The 15,546-nt window shown below is 55.5% G+C and carries 24 protein-coding genes; all 24 read right to left on the bottom strand.

Going from position 1 to position 15,546, the window contains the following annotated elements; all coding sequences use genetic code 11:
* Positions 1-648, bottom strand: a complete 648-nt coding sequence (locus tag B5G42_RS01120) for a DUF3801 domain-containing protein (RefSeq protein ID WP_087265867.1) — start codon at positions 646-648, stop codon at positions 1-3.
* Positions 629-2,035, bottom strand: coding sequence for a relaxase/mobilization nuclease domain-containing protein (locus B5G42_RS01125; RefSeq protein ID WP_087265869.1), 1,407 nt, complete (start codon positions 2,033-2,035; stop codon positions 629-631). The genes B5G42_RS01120 and B5G42_RS01125 overlap by 20 nt, the downstream gene beginning before the upstream one ends.
* Positions 2,035-2,352 carry a plasmid mobilization protein gene (mobC, locus tag B5G42_RS01130; RefSeq protein WP_087265871.1) on the bottom strand — a complete coding sequence of 106 codons (318 nt, stop codon included), beginning with the start codon at positions 2,350-2,352 and terminating at the stop codon, positions 2,035-2,037. Before mobC ends, B5G42_RS01125 begins: the two co-directional genes overlap by 1 nt.
* A 223-nt stretch (positions 2,353-2,575) precedes the next feature.
* The gene (locus tag B5G42_RS01135; protein WP_087265874.1) at positions 2,576-2,899 is read right to left on the bottom strand and encodes a DUF6329 domain-containing protein; all 324 of its coding nucleotides are present in this window, start codon (positions 2,897-2,899) and stop codon (positions 2,576-2,578) included.
* A gap of 170 nt (positions 2,900-3,069) precedes the next feature.
* The gene (locus B5G42_RS01140; RefSeq protein WP_087265875.1) at positions 3,070-3,291 is read right to left on the bottom strand and encodes a DUF6514 family protein; all 222 of its coding nucleotides are present in this window, start codon (positions 3,289-3,291) and stop codon (positions 3,070-3,072) included.
* 35 nt (positions 3,292-3,326) lie between these two features.
* The gene (locus tag B5G42_RS01145; protein WP_087265877.1) at positions 3,327-3,575 is read right to left on the bottom strand and encodes a helix-turn-helix domain-containing protein; all 249 of its coding nucleotides are present in this window, start codon (positions 3,573-3,575) and stop codon (positions 3,327-3,329) included.
* 119 nt (positions 3,576-3,694) lie between these two features.
* Positions 3,695-5,245, bottom strand: coding sequence for an IS66 family transposase (locus B5G42_RS01150; RefSeq protein WP_242961088.1), 1,551 nt, complete (start codon positions 5,243-5,245; stop codon positions 3,695-3,697).
* 105 nt (positions 5,246-5,350) lie between these two features.
* Positions 5,351-5,707 carry an IS66 family insertion sequence element accessory protein TnpB gene (gene tnpB, locus B5G42_RS01155; protein ID WP_087265879.1) on the bottom strand — a complete coding sequence of 119 codons (357 nt, stop codon included), beginning with the start codon at positions 5,705-5,707 and terminating at the stop codon, positions 5,351-5,353.
* Entirely contained in the window at positions 5,701-6,057 is a 357-nt protein-coding gene (locus B5G42_RS01160) for an IS66 family insertion sequence element accessory protein TnpA (protein WP_087265881.1), read from the bottom strand. The genes tnpB and B5G42_RS01160 overlap by 7 nt, the downstream gene beginning before the upstream one ends.
* A 202-nt stretch (positions 6,058-6,259) precedes the next feature.
* Positions 6,260-6,709 carry a VapD family protein gene (vapD, locus tag B5G42_RS01165; RefSeq protein ID WP_087265883.1) on the bottom strand — a complete coding sequence of 150 codons (450 nt, stop codon included), beginning with the start codon at positions 6,707-6,709 and terminating at the stop codon, positions 6,260-6,262.
* Between the two features lies 1 nt (position 6,710).
* A complete protein-coding gene (locus B5G42_RS01170) occupies positions 6,711-7,022 on the bottom strand; it encodes a hypothetical protein (RefSeq protein WP_087187549.1) in 312 nt (103 codons plus the stop codon).
* Positions 7,023-7,099: 77 nt separating this feature from the next.
* Positions 7,100-7,822 (bottom strand): DNA-methyltransferase, encoded by a 723-nt coding sequence (locus B5G42_RS01175; RefSeq protein ID WP_140399766.1) that lies wholly within the window; start codon positions 7,820-7,822, stop codon positions 7,100-7,102.
* On the bottom strand, positions 7,812-8,396 hold the full coding sequence (locus tag B5G42_RS01180) for a hypothetical protein (RefSeq protein WP_087265885.1): 585 nt from the start codon (positions 8,394-8,396) through the stop codon (positions 7,812-7,814). The genes B5G42_RS01175 and B5G42_RS01180 overlap by 11 nt, the downstream gene beginning before the upstream one ends.
* Positions 8,393-9,172: a DUF4406 domain-containing protein gene (locus tag B5G42_RS01185; protein ID WP_087265887.1), complete on the bottom strand. Its 780-nt coding sequence runs from the start codon at positions 9,170-9,172 to the stop codon at positions 8,393-8,395. Before B5G42_RS01185 ends, B5G42_RS01180 begins: the two co-directional genes overlap by 4 nt.
* Positions 9,169-9,822 (bottom strand): hypothetical protein, encoded by a 654-nt coding sequence (locus B5G42_RS01190; protein WP_242961089.1) that lies wholly within the window; start codon positions 9,820-9,822, stop codon positions 9,169-9,171. The genes B5G42_RS01185 and B5G42_RS01190 overlap by 4 nt, the downstream gene beginning before the upstream one ends.
* Entirely contained in the window at positions 9,812-10,555 is a 744-nt protein-coding gene (locus B5G42_RS01195; protein WP_087265889.1) for a phosphoadenosine phosphosulfate reductase, read from the bottom strand. Before B5G42_RS01195 ends, B5G42_RS01190 begins: the two co-directional genes overlap by 11 nt.
* Complete coding sequence (metK, locus tag B5G42_RS01200; RefSeq protein WP_087265890.1) at positions 10,552-11,703, bottom strand: methionine adenosyltransferase; 1,152 nt, start codon at positions 11,701-11,703, stop codon at positions 10,552-10,554. The genes B5G42_RS01195 and metK overlap by 4 nt, the downstream gene beginning before the upstream one ends.
* Entirely contained in the window at positions 11,693-12,097 is a 405-nt protein-coding gene (locus B5G42_RS01205; protein WP_087265892.1) for a DUF3846 domain-containing protein, read from the bottom strand. The genes metK and B5G42_RS01205 overlap by 11 nt, the downstream gene beginning before the upstream one ends.
* 15 nt (positions 12,098-12,112) lie before the next feature.
* Positions 12,113-12,637, bottom strand: a complete 525-nt coding sequence (locus tag B5G42_RS01210) for a gamma-glutamylcyclotransferase family protein (protein ID WP_087265895.1) — start codon at positions 12,635-12,637, stop codon at positions 12,113-12,115.
* Between the two features lie 7 nt (positions 12,638-12,644).
* Positions 12,645-12,896 (bottom strand): hypothetical protein, encoded by a 252-nt coding sequence (locus B5G42_RS01215; RefSeq protein ID WP_087265897.1) that lies wholly within the window; start codon positions 12,894-12,896, stop codon positions 12,645-12,647.
* Positions 12,893-13,864, bottom strand: a complete 972-nt coding sequence (locus B5G42_RS01220) for an amidoligase family protein (protein WP_087265899.1) — start codon at positions 13,862-13,864, stop codon at positions 12,893-12,895. The genes B5G42_RS01215 and B5G42_RS01220 overlap by 4 nt, the downstream gene beginning before the upstream one ends.
* Before the next feature lie 94 nt (positions 13,865-13,958).
* The gene (locus tag B5G42_RS18545; RefSeq protein ID WP_242961090.1) at positions 13,959-14,258 is read right to left on the bottom strand and encodes a hypothetical protein; all 300 of its coding nucleotides are present in this window, start codon (positions 14,256-14,258) and stop codon (positions 13,959-13,961) included.
* Positions 14,248-15,180 carry a ParM/StbA family protein gene (locus tag B5G42_RS01230; RefSeq protein WP_087265903.1) on the bottom strand — a complete coding sequence of 311 codons (933 nt, stop codon included), beginning with the start codon at positions 15,178-15,180 and terminating at the stop codon, positions 14,248-14,250. The genes B5G42_RS18545 and B5G42_RS01230 overlap by 11 nt, the downstream gene beginning before the upstream one ends.
* On the bottom strand, positions 15,177-15,545 hold the full coding sequence (locus B5G42_RS01235) for a hypothetical protein (RefSeq protein WP_087265905.1): 369 nt from the start codon (positions 15,543-15,545) through the stop codon (positions 15,177-15,179). Before B5G42_RS01235 ends, B5G42_RS01230 begins: the two co-directional genes overlap by 4 nt.
* Position 15,546: the final 1 nt, after the last annotated feature.

The following is a 15,546-nucleotide window of genomic DNA, read 5'->3' on the forward strand; positions in this document are numbered from 1 at the left end:
TTATCTCTGTTTGGGGTGTCCTTTTTGTTTACTTCTGGCCGGAGCCGCTTTGTGCTGCCGATTCAGCTGCTCCCGGTATCCCTTTAGCTGTGCCAGAACAGAGGGGCGCTCATGGGTCGTCTCCGTACTGATTTCGCTCTTGGAGATACTGGAGCTGCCGCTGATACCGGCCAAGTCGAACTCCGACCGAGACTCTTTTTTTGGCGTTCTTTCCTCCCGGATCACGGAATCCCGCACGGGGGCTTGCTCCTTGACTGGTGTACTCTGGCGAACCTGCGGAAGGTATCGGATGCGCTCAAAAATGAGATTGGCGCGCTCCAGCTCTGTGACTGGCATGGCCACATCTACCACCTTGCCCCGCCCGTCCGAATCCCGGATGACAGAAAACAGGATCTTCTGTTTGACTGCCCTCTGCTTGAATGCCTGATACTGTTCCGGCGACATGGGGAACATTCGGATATCCCGTGTCTCCCGGAGCATTTTTCCCATGTTGACCTTCCCGGACAGGGCCTTGTGATGCTTTGCCAAAGCCAGCGTGATGGCCAGTAGATTTTTGAGAGCGAACGCGCCCAGCCGAACCGTCACTTCTGTGCCGGTCAACATCATGCGAACCATCTGGTCGGCAGCCTCACCGCCTCCGATGTTCATCGTGTTCCACCTCTTTTCCTCTTGTTTCGGTTTTGCGGATATCTTCTCCCATTTGCTGGCTTGCCGTCTGGATTTCCCGGCACAAGGCCAGCTTTTTGCGTTCTGCGCGGATCTGCCGGTTCAAATCGGCAAGTTGGTTATACACCTCCGTTTTTTCTTGCGTCAGATGCTCTGATGGGACGCCGCACCGCTCCAGCAGACGCACGGCCTCCATGTAGCGGGCAAACTCATCTTCCATGCCGGACAGCCCGTTCTCATAGAGTGCCTTGGCCGGTGCCAGGGCCTCCACATCCGCCAAGGCGTCGTACAGCGCCTGCTGCTTCTTTTTGCGCACATTGAGGATGGTGCGCTGCTTCATCAGATTGGCCAGCGTTTCCTCTGTGCGGCTTTGATAGGCGGTCATTTCGTCAGTGGTGGAAATGTTGTTCTCTCGCAGGAAAGCAAACTGTGTCCGGTACTGCTCAAATTTCATGACTTCCTGCCGCAGGTGCGGCGTCATCCTGGGGGGATACTGTCGCTGTTCGATTTTTCCCAGCAGGTAGAGATAATGAACGTACAGGGCCAAAAAGCCCGTGTATTTGGGGTGTCTGCGGTAGGGACGAAACATAGGCCTGTCAGAAAATGCGGCCCGTTGACCCGTCTCGATTTCCTCCAAATTGCCCAGGATGGCGGCACGGATACCGTTCTCTGTGAAGGTGGCATTTTTTCTGCCTGGATACTGAAACCGCTCCTGGCCCCGCAGACGGAATCCCAGACGGTTTCCGTGGCGGATCTCGTAGCCCTTGTGTTCCATGAGCAGGAAGAAGTGCCCCAGGTCATTGGCGTCCTCAATGGACTCCCGGAGATCCGCCTCCAGCATGGAGCGGAAGGTGGGTTGACCTTTGGATTGACGCAGCCACTCCACATAGCTCATGGATTTGGAGGTCTCTCCGGATAGGATCACAGAGAGGCCGTGCTCCCGGCACAGCCGGTCTGAGATGGCCCGGATCTGGCAGTAATAGCTTCTGGCATTGCTATGATATTTCTCGCCGGTGTCCGCGTTCACAGAGTTGAACACAATGTGCGAATGGATATGCCCCCGATCCACATGGGTGGCAATTACCGCCTCGTAACCGTCCAGATACTCCGCAGCGAAAGTCTTGGCAATTTTCAGAGCCAGCTCGGGAGAGATTTCACCGGGCTTGAAGGACTGGACAATATGGTAATACTGGACGCCCCCCATGTTTTCGGTGTCCCGTTTAGTCTCCAGCATCTGACGGCATTCCCGGCCTGGCTCACAGCCCTGATGGGCGGTGAGGATCTTCTGCTCCGTCTTATCGCCGTTGAGGATGTAGTCGATCCCGATATCCAGCCGACCTTTTCGGGCCAGGATCTTGGTGACAGCCATTACGGATTGGCCACCTGGTACATCAACTCATAGACTTTATCCAGCAGGAACAGTCCACGCCTGGCATCCTCTGACGTGGCGATACCGGCATTGACGCTGCGGGCGATCTGGTTGATGTTATTGCCGATGTGATGGATCTCCGTGCGGAGGTCTTTGATTTCCTGGGAGGGTCTGGCCCGGATCGGAGTCCCGTCGATGAGCCGGACGATATAAGCTCGTTTACACAGCCCGCAGAGTTTGGCCTGACGACAGAGCTGCTGATACTGCTCCGCCGTCAGCTCGATGTGCAGATGGTGTTTTTCTTTTGGGAGCCCCAAGCGTGCCTCCTTTCTGCGGCTCTGCCGCAAACCTTCCGCCTGCAGGCGGCATTGGGGTCAGGGGTTTCCCCTGCAAGCGCGCAAAATGTACATTTGCGCTATGCTTGCCCAACGCCGCCCAGGCGGCGTTGGCTCGGCCCCGCCGAAGCGGGGCCTGCCTTCAAGCGGTAGGTGGATTATGATCATGGCAGGCCGGGCCTGCCAACTCCATAGAAAAGAAAAATTACCGCTCTGGACCGGAGCGGCGATGCTTACTTTGTGGCCTGGCATACTCGATATACTTCAGTTCCAGTGCGGAACGGCGGGGGATGTAGGCGGCATATCTGGCGTAACTGTATCCATCACTGTTCACAAGGATGCCGTCCTGCTGCTCTCGACAGCATATCAACAGGCAGCGAAGCGCACCGTTATGCGGATCTACGCCGGTGAGTGCCTTGTTGTCTCTCAGAAAGGGGACATCCTCCTGTAAATTGGCGGAAAAACAGCGGTATTGCTGTTCGGTCAGATGGATGACTTTCACGACCTGGAAGGGTGTGAAGCCTACCATGCTGTTGTCCTCCTGCAACGCCCGAACATGGTTTGGCTTCCGGTAGAATTTTGCAGAAGCTATTTTCTCTGTCATAATCATCTCCATTTCGATGCAAGGTAAACGTCAAATGAAGTAGCAATAAAGGAGAGAGGGCGTGGCCGTAGCCACGCCCTCTCTGGGAGAATACGTCAGGACAGCGCATCCAGCACCACATCCAGCAGATGCATAGGACTGAGCTGTTCTTCGTTGCATCGGTGAGCAAGTTCTTCAACAAAGGCCCTGTTACAGGAGATGTCTGGGATGTAGGCTAGGTAAGTACAAGCACCATTCTCCAGTACAGATGCCAGAACGCCGTAAGATAGCTGGCGGCTGCCCAGGCTGTACAGTTCCATCACTTCGAAACGGCACAAGGTTCTTCCCTCCAAAACCACAAGATTTTGCCCGGTTATACTGAGCCGCCTACCAACTCAGAGTCTTCCTCTGGTTCAACACTCAACAGCTCTGAAACGGTAAGGCCAGTCATGGCAGCCACCTTCTGCAAGGTGCTCAGTTTTATATCAGTCAGCTTTTCACGTTCAATCAGGCTCACTTCCTCTTCGCTAATGCCCACCATAGCCGCGAACTCCGCTTGTGTCAGTCCCATTTTGGTACGGATTTTCTTCATCCTCACAGCAAAAATTGTCAATTCAGGCATTTTTCCACCTCATCGTACAAAATTATACAGAAGGTGGGAAAATTTTCCACGGAGCGCGCTACGGATTGCGCAAAAAGCAAGAGCAGGCCCACATACATGACAGGTCTGCTCCGTACAAATCAGTCGTTACTTTTTAATATACCACAGCATCCCTCCCTTACGGATTCCGGCAGAAGTTTCTCCGCCCAACAGCTGCCCTCAGCTGCCAGCCTGGGGGCTTCCGTCAGCACATAAACGAAATAGCGGTAGGGATCAAGACCATTTTCCTTCGCGGTTTCAATCAAGCTGTAAATCATCGCGCTGCTCTGGGCCCCGCCTTCCGTATTTGCAAACAGCCAGTTCTTCCGTCCCATTACAAATGGTTTCACACTGCGTTCCGCTCGGTTGTTGGAGATCTCCAACCGCCCATCCTCCAGAAACCGGATCAGGTATGGCCACTGCTCCCGCAGATAATGCAGTGCCCTGCCCAGCGCGGACTTCGGCGCAGCGGCGCTCTTCGTTTCAGCCCATGCCAATAAAGCGTCCATCACCGGCTTGGACCGGGCCAGACGCTGTTCATACCGTTCTTCCGGCGGCAGCCCCGCCAATTCCTGCTCAATCCTGAAGAGGGCATTACAGTACTCCAGCCCCTCCAGCGCCGCACAACCCACACGCTGCTCCTTCGGCAGGGCATTCACTGCCTCATCGAATTTTCGCCGCAGGTGCGCCCAGCAGCCAACCACCCGGATATTTTCAGGCAGCCGGTGGTAACCGGCGTAGCCATCCGCATGGAGCCAACCGGAGAACCCCTCCAGAAAGGCAGCCGCGTTCTCCGCCCTCCGGGTAGGCCGGTACTCATACAGCACAATGGGATGTTCCGCATCCCCGCTTGTCCGGTACAGCCACATATAACACTTGCTCCGAGCTGTCCGGCCCTCCAGTTTCAGCACCTGCAGCGTGGTCTCGTCCGCGTGGAGCACCTGCCGTTGGAGGAGCCGCCTGTGCAGTTCCTCGTATACCGGTTTCAGCCAATCCTCCGCCACCCGCAGCACCCAGTTGCTCATGGTCTGCCGGCTCAGCCGCACTCCTGCCCGGTTCCACTCCTGCTCCTGCCGGTACAACGGTGCGTACATCACAAATTTCTGCACCATGATGTGGGCGACCGCCTCCGCCGAGGCATAGCTGCCTGGGATCAGGGCGGGGAGCTTTTCCGCCTTGCGGATCGGCGTCTCCGTCCCTTCCTCCTTGCATTTTGGGCAGGCATAGGTGAAGTAGACGTCTTCCCGGATCTTCACCTGGGCCGGAATCATCACCAATGTGCGCCGGACGTCCCTTCCAATCTCCATCATGGCAGTGCCGCACACAGGACAGTCCAGCTCGTTCTCCGGGATACGGTGTTCCACCACCTCAACCGGTACATTGTCCGGCAGGACCTCCTCCAGTCTGGAGGAACGCCGGGTATGGGCAGCCACCTTCGTCTCCCTGGACCTCCGTTTGGACAGCCAGGCCTCCGTCTCGTCAAACATGAGACTCAATTGTCCCATCAGCTCTTCTTCCAGCCGCTCCGAAGACGCCCCATAGAGCTTCTTCCGGCTCAGGCGCACCTGTTCCAGGAGCCAGTCCAGCTTCTGGTTCAGCTCGTCTCTTTCCGCTTTCAGTGACTCATATTCAGCCCGTGAAATGGTTACCATCTCCGGGGTGCTTGTTCCATGATTTCTTTCATTTTTCATGGATAAATTATACCATATTTGAACTAAAGAGTCCAGTATTTCCAAGGCTTTCAGCTGTCCTCCCACCTAAATGATACGAAGGCCGTCCACCGGACGGTGGGCCTTTGGCTGCTCTACCTTCAGCCCTTCCATCAGCCAGCGGTACTGCTGCAGTGTCAACTGCCGCGCTTCATTTTCCGTTCGCGGCCATTGGTACGAGCCCTGTTCCAACCGCTTATACAGCAGGATGAATCCATCCCGCTCCCAGTAGAGTCCCTTGATGCGGTCCCGCCGTCTGCCGCAGAACAGAAACAGCGTATTGGTGAATGGGTCCAGCTGAAACTGTTGCTGCACCATAGCCGCCAACCCATCGATCCCTTTCCGCAGATCCGTATAGCCGCAGGCGATATATACCTTGTCTGCTCCGGTGAAGTCACTCAGCATGATTTCAGTACCTGGCAGATTGCCCTCACCACAGCCGCATCCGCACCCGAATAGATGTCCGCTTTCCCTTTCCCAATTTGGATGCTGGCAATCACTCTGCCTCCTGTCTGCCGCTCTAGCTGCGATGGGAGTTCTGCAAAAGCTGCAGGCGGCTGCGGTGCTGAGACTGTGGGCACAAGTTCCGTGGCTGCCGACGAAAGGATTTCCTTTTCCCAGCGGTAGTAGGTCTTTGTCGAAATATTGTGTTCCGCACACCATCCCTTTACACTCATGCCGCTGCTGCGACAGTCTATGATCTGCGTCCTCCAATGCTCCAGTTTTGCCTGTCGTTTCAATTCACACGCACTCATCTTTCCAGGCTCCTCCCAAAATGAGAATTCTCGAGAAGTCTCAAGACTTCTCGAGAATTAGTATCTCATATCTTCTTTGCCTTTTTAATCCGTCCTCAGCCTTGACGCTTACGATGCAAGGGTGTCTACTGAAACACCCTGAAGGTAAAAAAATCCAAGCAGGGTGTCTGTTGTGACACCCTGCTTGGATTTTCCTGTTCAATTATCGTTCCGGGGAACGGCTCTTTTTCCGTGTTGTCCGTGATTCCGTTGGAGGATTTGGTCGCTCGATCTTGGGCAGTGGCTCCAAGGATATCTCGCTTAGATCCACGTCCAAAGGTTTGGACGCATTTTCCAAGACATGCTTGAGGCTGTGCTGGACTCCGATATTGGTCACGTCAATCTCATTGACACACTGACTCAACCAGGGAAACTGTTCCGCCAATTGCTCCATCAGACCGATCACATCCAATGTAGTCAGTTTTTCTGCTGAGACATACACAGAATACTGGCGATGTTCAAATCCGTTGGCCGTCATAAATCGGCGGATATCTTGATACGCCTTTTTATAGTATTGCGCATTTTGAGGCGGCTCCGTATGCGGGTAGAGCTGTTTCAATGACTCTTGGTGCAGATCAAATGTAATCTGCTTTCTACTGCCGGTGTTGGACATATTAGGCCATCTTCCGTCTTTGGATCTTCCACGCTTGGGACAGCACATCCTCCTGAGTGCCATCATCATCATGCCAAGTGCAGGAAGCTGCAAACTTGGGGAACCAATCTGTCCGAAGCAATGCCATCAAAATGGCCCACATATTGGAGAAATCTTCTTCACCGCCACAGCCCGCAAAGGACAGCCTCTCTCCATTGGAAATGCAGTGCAATCCTTTTGCTGCAAAGCTTTTCTGGATCGTCTGCCGCACAGCCTCCACAGTATATCCGTATTGCTGGATCTGTTCCTTGTCAAAGGTGAACTCGACTTTCATGTGCGCACCTCCTCCTGTTGTCTCATTATACCTGCCTACTGGGAAGTTATCAAGGGCAATCGGCAGACAGTGGGCCGTCACGCGCTCTGGGCCAGCTCCCGCACAATCCGTTCCTTAGACAAAGCAGCATAGGCATCGGTGACCTCGATGCCGGTGGCAGAATATCCTTCCAGCACAGCGGCCAGCACCGTGCTGCCGGAACCGGCAAAGGGGTCCAGGATGCGCCCGCCTGGCTCGGTGATCTTCACCACATCCCGCATGAGCTGCAATGGCTTCTCCGTCAGATGGATGCGGTTCTGGGGATTGCCGTACTTGAATACGCCGGGCAGACAGGGGACGGGTCTGCTGATAGGCATATCCCCATTGGAACCCCAGACAATGTACTCGGCCTGCTGGCGGAAACGGCCCTTCTGGGGACGGCTGTTACCTTTGTCCCAGACAGCTGTGCCGCGCCAGATCCACCCCGCCCACTGGAGCGCATCGGTGGCTGCGGGGAGTTGACGCCAATCGATGAACATGCACACAGGGGCACCGGGTTTACAGACCTTGCGGGCGTCATAGAGCCATTCAGCGGCCCAACGGGTCCAGGATCGCTGATCCTTGGAGTCGCCGTCAAAGGGAGGGGGCGCGCTTTCTCCCATGCTGGAATATTTCTTGTCGGTGGACTTGTTTTTCTCAGCCTGGGTTCGGCCCCCGGAGGCATAGGGGGGATCGGTGATAACCGCATCGAAGGTGTTAGGGGCGAACTCGCGCAGAACCTTCAGCGCGTCGCCGTGGATGATCTCCCATTTATCGTTCATGAGAATCCCTACCTTTCTTTTTGTTGGATTTTTTTGGGGGTTGTTCAGCGGAGAGCTCCGTCTCCACATACTCGCTGATGATATGCAGCACCTGATCATAGTCACGGCAGGAGGTGACGCGATCAATCATCTCCTTGTTCTGATCATGCATGCCTGCCATTTGGAGCAGTTGGGAGGCAGTACCCATAATAGAGAAGATATTGCCATCTCGGCCCAACAGCTCCATTTTGGGCTTTACGAGCTTCTGCTCCTGGATAAACCCGCCCAGCCGGTTGGGTACATAATCACTGAGCCAAGTGCCGCCAAATTGACTGTGCGTCTGAATCCGCCACAGCGCAAGCTTTCCCACATTCAGCTGTACCCCCTCAAAAGAGAACATCAGGTTTGTGAGACCGTCGTGCTGAAATGTGGCTGCATGTTCAAATTTGGTCCCATTCAGCAGGATTCCTTCCTGGGTGAGCAGATCATTGATGCCGTCCACCCATTCCTGAAGGTCGCCGCCGCAGCCCTGGAGGATCAGCCCCTCCTCGTTGGTCATGTGCCGCAGGTCCTCCGTGGTCTTTTCTTGGATCATTTGACCTCCTCGCGCTTGGCGCTTTTCTTTCTTCTGGGCGAAGTGCGTCCCTTCGTTTTCAAATCGGTTACCACTGGGATATCCAGTTTATTGGCGCGATGGATCTCCGCCCACATCCCTTCCGTGACCGGTCCATAGACATTGACCTGCTGACACTTTTCTACCAGCCGAAGGCCCATCTCCCGTGCGGCCTGATCCTGCACCGGATTGCCCGGATCTGCGATGGGCGGGAACATGAGATGGGGGCAGACTGGGATGTCGCCCGCCTGAAAGACTTCCTGGGCTTTCTGTCTGGCGAACTCAATGTTTTTCTCTACCTCACCTCGGAGGGGCGCGCAGATGTACACCAATTTGGGTCCGTGGTCTTTTGCCGGGACTTGAATGCGAAAAGTCTCCACATAGTCGCTGGCCATTTGCCGGAGCTGCCGGTAGTCCTCCTGGGAGGGATGGTAGGCATACCAATCGATCCGGTCACCATCTACCCAAATATGCGGATCAACGCCATCCCGCAGGTAGGGGTTGTTGGGGATCTTCTGTTTTCCCCATACATCCTTGAACCGAAGAGTCAGCTTGTCCACCACACCCTGATTGCTGTCCAGCAGCGTCAGGCGAAGAGCCGCATAGTGATCCGCATGACCCAGTGTAACAAATTCAGCCCTCACCTGACGGTTTCTGTCCAAGCCACCCAGGCAGGCACGGCCTACAAAGACCGGATCATGGATCACAGCCCCGTCCGCAAACAGTTTGCGGAGTTCCTGCTCAAAAAAGTTGCTCATCTGCTCATCTCACAGCCTTTCTGTTTCTTGGGGGGAGAAGGAGCTGGCTGTTGAGGAGCCAGTTCATCTCGGGACGAATTCCGGATCACAGAACGGTTTTTCCCGCTGATCACCAGGGTGTCCAGTGTATCGTTGCGGATTTCCTCACCGCTGATCACCAATGCGCTGCCTGTCAGACGCACATCCCCGGATACTTTGCCATAGACCGCGCAGTGGCCGGACAGAATGGGAACGCCCATGGTATCTTTGTCATTGAGGATCATGGAAAAACCGGAGGCCCTGGCAGAGGCGCTGAGTACAGCGCCGCGTATATAGGCATTGTCCTCTACCCGCGCATGGCCGGAAAGGACAGCGCCCATAGAGATATAAGCGTTGTCGCAGACGACCGCCTCTCCACGCAGAACAGCCCCCTTGTCAACATAGGCGTCATTGCAGGCAATGGCATCGTCAAAGATCCATGCGGTATCGTCCGGCTCAAAGGAAAGGTTGCTCTCGCTCTCCACGAAGCCACCTAAATCACCGGCTCTGACCTCCGCACTCACATCTCGGAGTGCCCGGATACGATGAAGGAAGGGGTACTTTTCGTGCGAGATCTCCGTGATTTCATATTTCTGATTGCTCGTTGTTCTCATCTCCTTTTTATGCAGCATTTTGGAACAGACTCTCCTGCGCATCTTCCAGACGGAACTCCGCGTCAATGTCGGAGAAGGTCTCGCTGCGATTGAATTTCTCGCTCACCTTGTTGGGCAAGGCCTGCAGCTCCAACATCCGTTTCCACAGGTTCGGGTGGTAGTCATAGAGATGGCGCAGTTCTTTTCTTTTGGCGTTAGGGCAGAACCAACAGCCCCCGCGGGTTGTAAATGTGTAGACAGGCGAAAGCAGCCCTGCCCGCTGGCAGAGCTGCTTTGCATCTTCCTCTGTGCAGTTGTACTTGTCCAGTAAGGAGACCCGGTTCCCGGCCAATCGAAGCAGCCGTTCCTGCTCGTCCTTGGCGATCCCAATATACTGAACTGTGTCGGGCGGCAGCGATTTTTGGTATCGCAGGATCGGCTTCAGCTTGCAGTCTCTCTGAACAGCACACCGTCCGCAGATGGGAAAAGAACGCAGAAGGCCCTTCTTGGGACCGCGGGTGATTTTGCCTGTGAAGAGATCCACATACGTTTTCTCACTGCGCAGGACGGTTACCTTCACACCCCTGCGTTCTAAAGCCGGAATGGCGGTGGTGTAGATAAAATCTCGGTGTTCCGGCACCTCGCCGGAGATCTCCTTGTCGAACATGACCTCACAATATACTGCCTCATCCAGGGGCTCCCCATGTTCCAGAGCCAGTAATATGGTGGCAAGACTGTCCTTACCAAAGGAACAGGAGGCGACATGTTTCAACGGTCCGACACACCTGCTTCCTTGATGCGACAGGCGTTGCACAGTACCTCCGCTTTCTCCGTCTGCTCCCAGGGCGCGTCTGGATGGGTAAAGTGTCCATAGTTGCAGAACTGAGCGAAGATGGGCTTGTCCAGTCCGAGGGTGTGACGCATCCCGGCGGGGGTCAAGTCAAAGACTGCCCGGACGGCCTGTTCCAGCACCTCATCCCGGTATTCGCCGGTCCCATCGGTGTCCACATTGGCCGCCACGGGTTCAGCCTTGCCAATGGCATAGGCCAGAGTGACGGTACAGCGATCCGCCAGACCGGCAGATACAATGTTCTTAGCAATATAGCGGGCCATGTAGGCTCCGCTGCGATCCACTTTGGTGGCGTCTTTTCCAGACAGCGCGCCGCCGCCGTGAGGGGCCAGTCCGCCATAGGTATCCACCATCAGCTTGCGGCCCGTGAGGCCGGTATCCGCCTCAAATCCGCCGTAGACAAACCGCCCCGATGGATTGATCAGGATCTCTGTATCCGCATCGGGCGGCAGCTCCTGCAGTGCGGGCTGGATCACATGGTCCATGAGTTCCTCCCGCAGCTGGTCCAGGTCTTTCTCCGGGTCATGCTGGCAGGACAGAACCACCGATGCAAGACGCACGGGGATATCGAAGTTGTACTCCACAGACACCTGCGCCTTGCCGTCCGGACGCAGGCCCTGGATCATCCCGGTTTTTCTGGCGTTGGTCAGCAGCCGGGTGAGCCGGTGGGCCAGGATGACCGGCAGAGGAAGATAGGATTCTGTCTCATCACAGGCAAAGCCATACATGATCCCCTGGTCGCCAGCCCCGGTCTGGACTCCTTCCCGCACAGCGTAAGCAATATCGTCGCTCTGGTCGTGGGTGATGGCCTCGATCTCATAGTCCAGCCCAGTGTACCCAGCTTCCCGGATAGTTCGGCAGGCAATGGAGGGGATATCCGGCATGACCTTTGCCGAGATTTCTCCGGCCACCAGCACTTTGCCAGCTGTGGCCAGTACTTCGCAGGCCACATGGGCGGAGGAGTCACCCTTGAGACAGGCATCCAGAACAGAATCCGCGATGGTGTCGCAGAGCTTGTCAGGGTGGCCCTCGGTAACAGACTCTGCGGTCAAAATGTATTTATCTCTCATGGTCGATTTTCCCTTTCTTTTTTATGTGTTGGTCGCCAACGATCCGTCCCTGTTCTCCGGCTGCCGTTCGCACAGGAAGGATCTGCATGTTGTCGTACAGGGACTTGTATCGCTGAATCTGCTCATCCGTCAGGGAAACAAAGTCCTCCTGACCAAGCCCAGCGATGAAGAAGGTGCCGCAGATGATGTCATAGGGCAGGCGATCTTCATCCAGCAGCGGGCGGTTCATCGGCAGGCCAAGGAGCTTCCCCTCGGCATTGCACACCAGGGCTGCCGAATCCTGGAATGGGTACACAGCTTCAATGTCGCCGCCTACGATTTGCTGCATAGCTGCGAGACCATCGATCTCCTGCACACGGCAGGGCTTTTGCGGTTCTACAACTAATACTTTCATGTGCGCTCATTCCCCCTATCGCTCTTTCCCACGTTGCTTCTTGGGCGATTTGGCCTGCCCGCCGCAGATACGGTTGAGTCTACTGCTCTCTTGATCCAGTTCTTTGGCACAATGCTGCCACGCCTGTTTTAATTTGGACAGTGGCAGTCCGTTCTGCCGGTAGCCCTCCCGAATGCCCTGGTAATAATATTCCGAGGGCAGAGCAGGAGAGCGCCACCGATCCCCATCCGTCATCACGTAGGCCATGACAGTCAGCTGCCGCCCCGCATGATCCCGCACAGCAACAGACTCTTTTTCGTATAGGTGGGGATATCCCTCATAGAGATCGAGAGACCGCTCACAGCCCGGTGTGATCCGCCAAAGCAGGCCATGTACCTGCTGCCCTTCCTTGGGCTTGATGGTGGCAACGCCATTTCCGCTTGCGTTGCCGCGAAACAGCAGTTCATATCCCTCCAGCACGACCGGCCCCACCACCTGGGCCGCGGGACAGCGGTAGGCCATCTGATCCAGGTTGATGTTGCTGCCGTAGGCAAAATACAATTTATCTTCAGCTATGGTCCAACACCTCCAGTGCGCCGATCTTCGCCAGCGCCATGATCATGGTCTGCGCCTGCGCCTCTACGCCACGATCCGGCAGGGGACAGTCCTGATCTGTCATGCGGATGAAATTGCTGCGAAGCTGCCAGATATAGCTTTCTGTGTCCGGAAACTCCGTGGGGTCAAAGGCAGCTTTCCGAAGCTGGTCCATGATCTCTGTCCCGGTACCCTCGTACGCGGTATCTTCAATGCGTATTTTCATCGTGCCACCTCACTGCTTCGGTTTTTCTTTTTCTTATTGACATCGTAACTGTCCTTGTCATAGCGCCATGCCCGATCCCCGTCCAAGTTGGCCAGAAGATGATCCCGCGTGTGCTTGAACTCCGGTCCATTCAACCCAAGGCGTACCAACCACACCCGAAAGGTGAACAGTTCGTTGTCACTTTGCGTCTTGCGCATGACGGTGCTGCGCTGGGCGATGGCTTGGGCCGATATGGCAAGGCACAGATTCACATAAGCGGCAGCCCGGCCCGCATGGAGAGTGGAGTTAAAACAGCGAAATTCCACGGTCCCTCGGTAAAACACAGAATGGAGATTGAGCGCATAGTACCGCGTCCAGTTGTAGTGCTCTGTACTGCCGTTGTCCCCCTCGTACCAGATGGCTTCCAGCTGTGTCAGGTTTTTGGTTTCTTCGGATGAAAGCTTGCGTGCCTTTTGTAGCATGGGTTCCCGTACCTTCTGACACCACCTGGAGGCCCGAGACTCATTGACCTGCAATGCCTTGAACAAAATATCCTCTTTGGAATACATGATCCCGATGAGATTTTTTAGCGACTGCCGGTTGTGGTTTGCAGCATCCACATGGATATGGATACCGCAGGAGGAATTGACTTTTCCTCCTGCGGTGCGGACACGGCGGACGCATTCCCGAAATTTGGGCAATTCCGCATAGGTCAGTTTGGGCGTGACCATCTCCACACGGTATCTCGGATCTGAGGTGGAGGTGTATCTGGCACCCACTTTTTGTTCTCCACGGATGCTGCTGTCACTCATCAGCCGCCACTCTTTTCCCTCACCATCCCGCACATACCAGCTGTCGTAGTAGTCATCCCCACGGCGAGGCTCCGTCCCAAAATAATCTGCCAAGGCTTGTGCCGCCTGTTCACGTGTAATTCCGGTCAGTTCCACTTCCACGCCGAAGCACTGATCTTTTAGTCCTACTTCATTCATGTCACTGCTCCCTTCTAAAAGATATTTCAAAACCTTGTAAACACTGTATCCGTTCGAAAACCGCTGATCCCGGCGAACATATCAAAATGGCGTATCAGGTGATCTCATCTCCTTCCTGCTGCAGGGCAAGAAGAAAGCCGAGGACATTCTCATCCATGTCCTCGGCCTGTGCCTGCTGGCTTTTTTCTGTTGTCAGATCCAAATTGCGCAACTCTTCCCGAATCAGCCCACGGATGGCAGACAGGAGGGTATCCTGTTCATGGGCTTTACACACCATCCGACACACAGCGTCTGTCCGTTTCCCGGCAGGAATGGAGCTGAGAATGTGCCACGCCTCACGCTGTTGGGGTGATGTCAGAGAAAAAGAAAGGTTGAGCCGCCGCTTACCTGCCATTGCCGACACCCCGCGACATCTGCCCCACAAGGCGCTCATATCCTTTAGCGTTCAGGGATACGTCATCCAGGATAAGCGGGCGGCACAGGCCGTCTGTGGCCGAAAGGTGGCGCTTTAAGAGCGCCGCTCCGCCGCCCAGGAAAATGGCGGGCATGGCTCGGATGTCCAGGCCGCTCTCTGTGACTGCCGAGAGCAGGTTTCGGGCGTACTTGCCTGCCTGGGCGTGGATAACCGCCCTGATCCGCTCGTCCATCCCGCCGGAGCTGCCCCGCAGGGCGCTTTCGATCTGAGCGGTAGTCATGGACAGCCCAAACAACCGGCGCACCTGTTCGCTGATTTCATCGATACAGCGGATCATGCCCAGTTCCAGACTCCGGCAGGAGGCAGCGTTGGGGATGCGGTTGTCCAGACGCATCAGATCCACCGTCCAGCCGCCTATGTCAGCTACGATGACGGACGGCTCGTCCAGCAGCTCCGTCTGGGTCAGGACGGCGGCATAGCCCTGGGGAAACAGGGACACCTCTTGGATGGTGATGGTATAGTCCTGCCCCTCATAGCGAAAAGGAATGGCGCTCCCATCCCGGTACAGATACGAACGGAAGGACTTCTTGTCCCTGCCAAAGCTGGTCAGGGGCAGACCTGCCGCCAGGTGGATGCTGGCGGTGTGCTCCGCACCCCGGTGCTCCAGCTCCTTGGCGATGGCTGCCAGGGTAAGCAGATAGTAGTCCTCCGTCTGGGTCTTATCCCTCTGAAGGGGCTGACGACCGCTGCCCACCACATAGTATCTGCCGCCGCACTCCAGTACATCTTTCTGGGTGTACGGCTCGTGTTCGTACTCTACTAACCCGGTGGGAAAGGAGAAGTGGACAGTTTTCATGGCTGCATAGCCATGATCCACGCCGATCACAATTGCATCATTCATCTGGTATCGTGCTCCTTCCGATCATGTTGTTTCTGAGGATTTAGATGGTAGTTTTGCAGTATTGCTGTGTACAGCTTTTGCTCAAATGCCCGATATGCCGGTGTGGTGTGGTCGATAGGGAGAAGGACAGCCCGTTCGTAGCAGGTTCCAGGTACGATCTCCCAGCGGATGGCCTGGAACTGATCCGCCAGCAGATAGCGCATGAGCTGATGGCCGTTCATCATTTCAAACATCCCGCAGGAGTCCTCATAAGGGAACTGCTTATATAGCTCAAAGCCTGTCAGTCTTTGGGCCGTGAAGTACAGCTTGAAGCCCCCTGGGTCCAGTTCTGGGGCGAGCTGCTCATAGAATGTCTTTGCGTCCATC

Origin of the sequence: Flavonifractor sp. An91, assembly GCF_002159225.1 — a bacterium.
GTDB lineage: Bacteria > Bacillota > Clostridia > Oscillospirales > Oscillospiraceae > Flavonifractor > Flavonifractor avicola.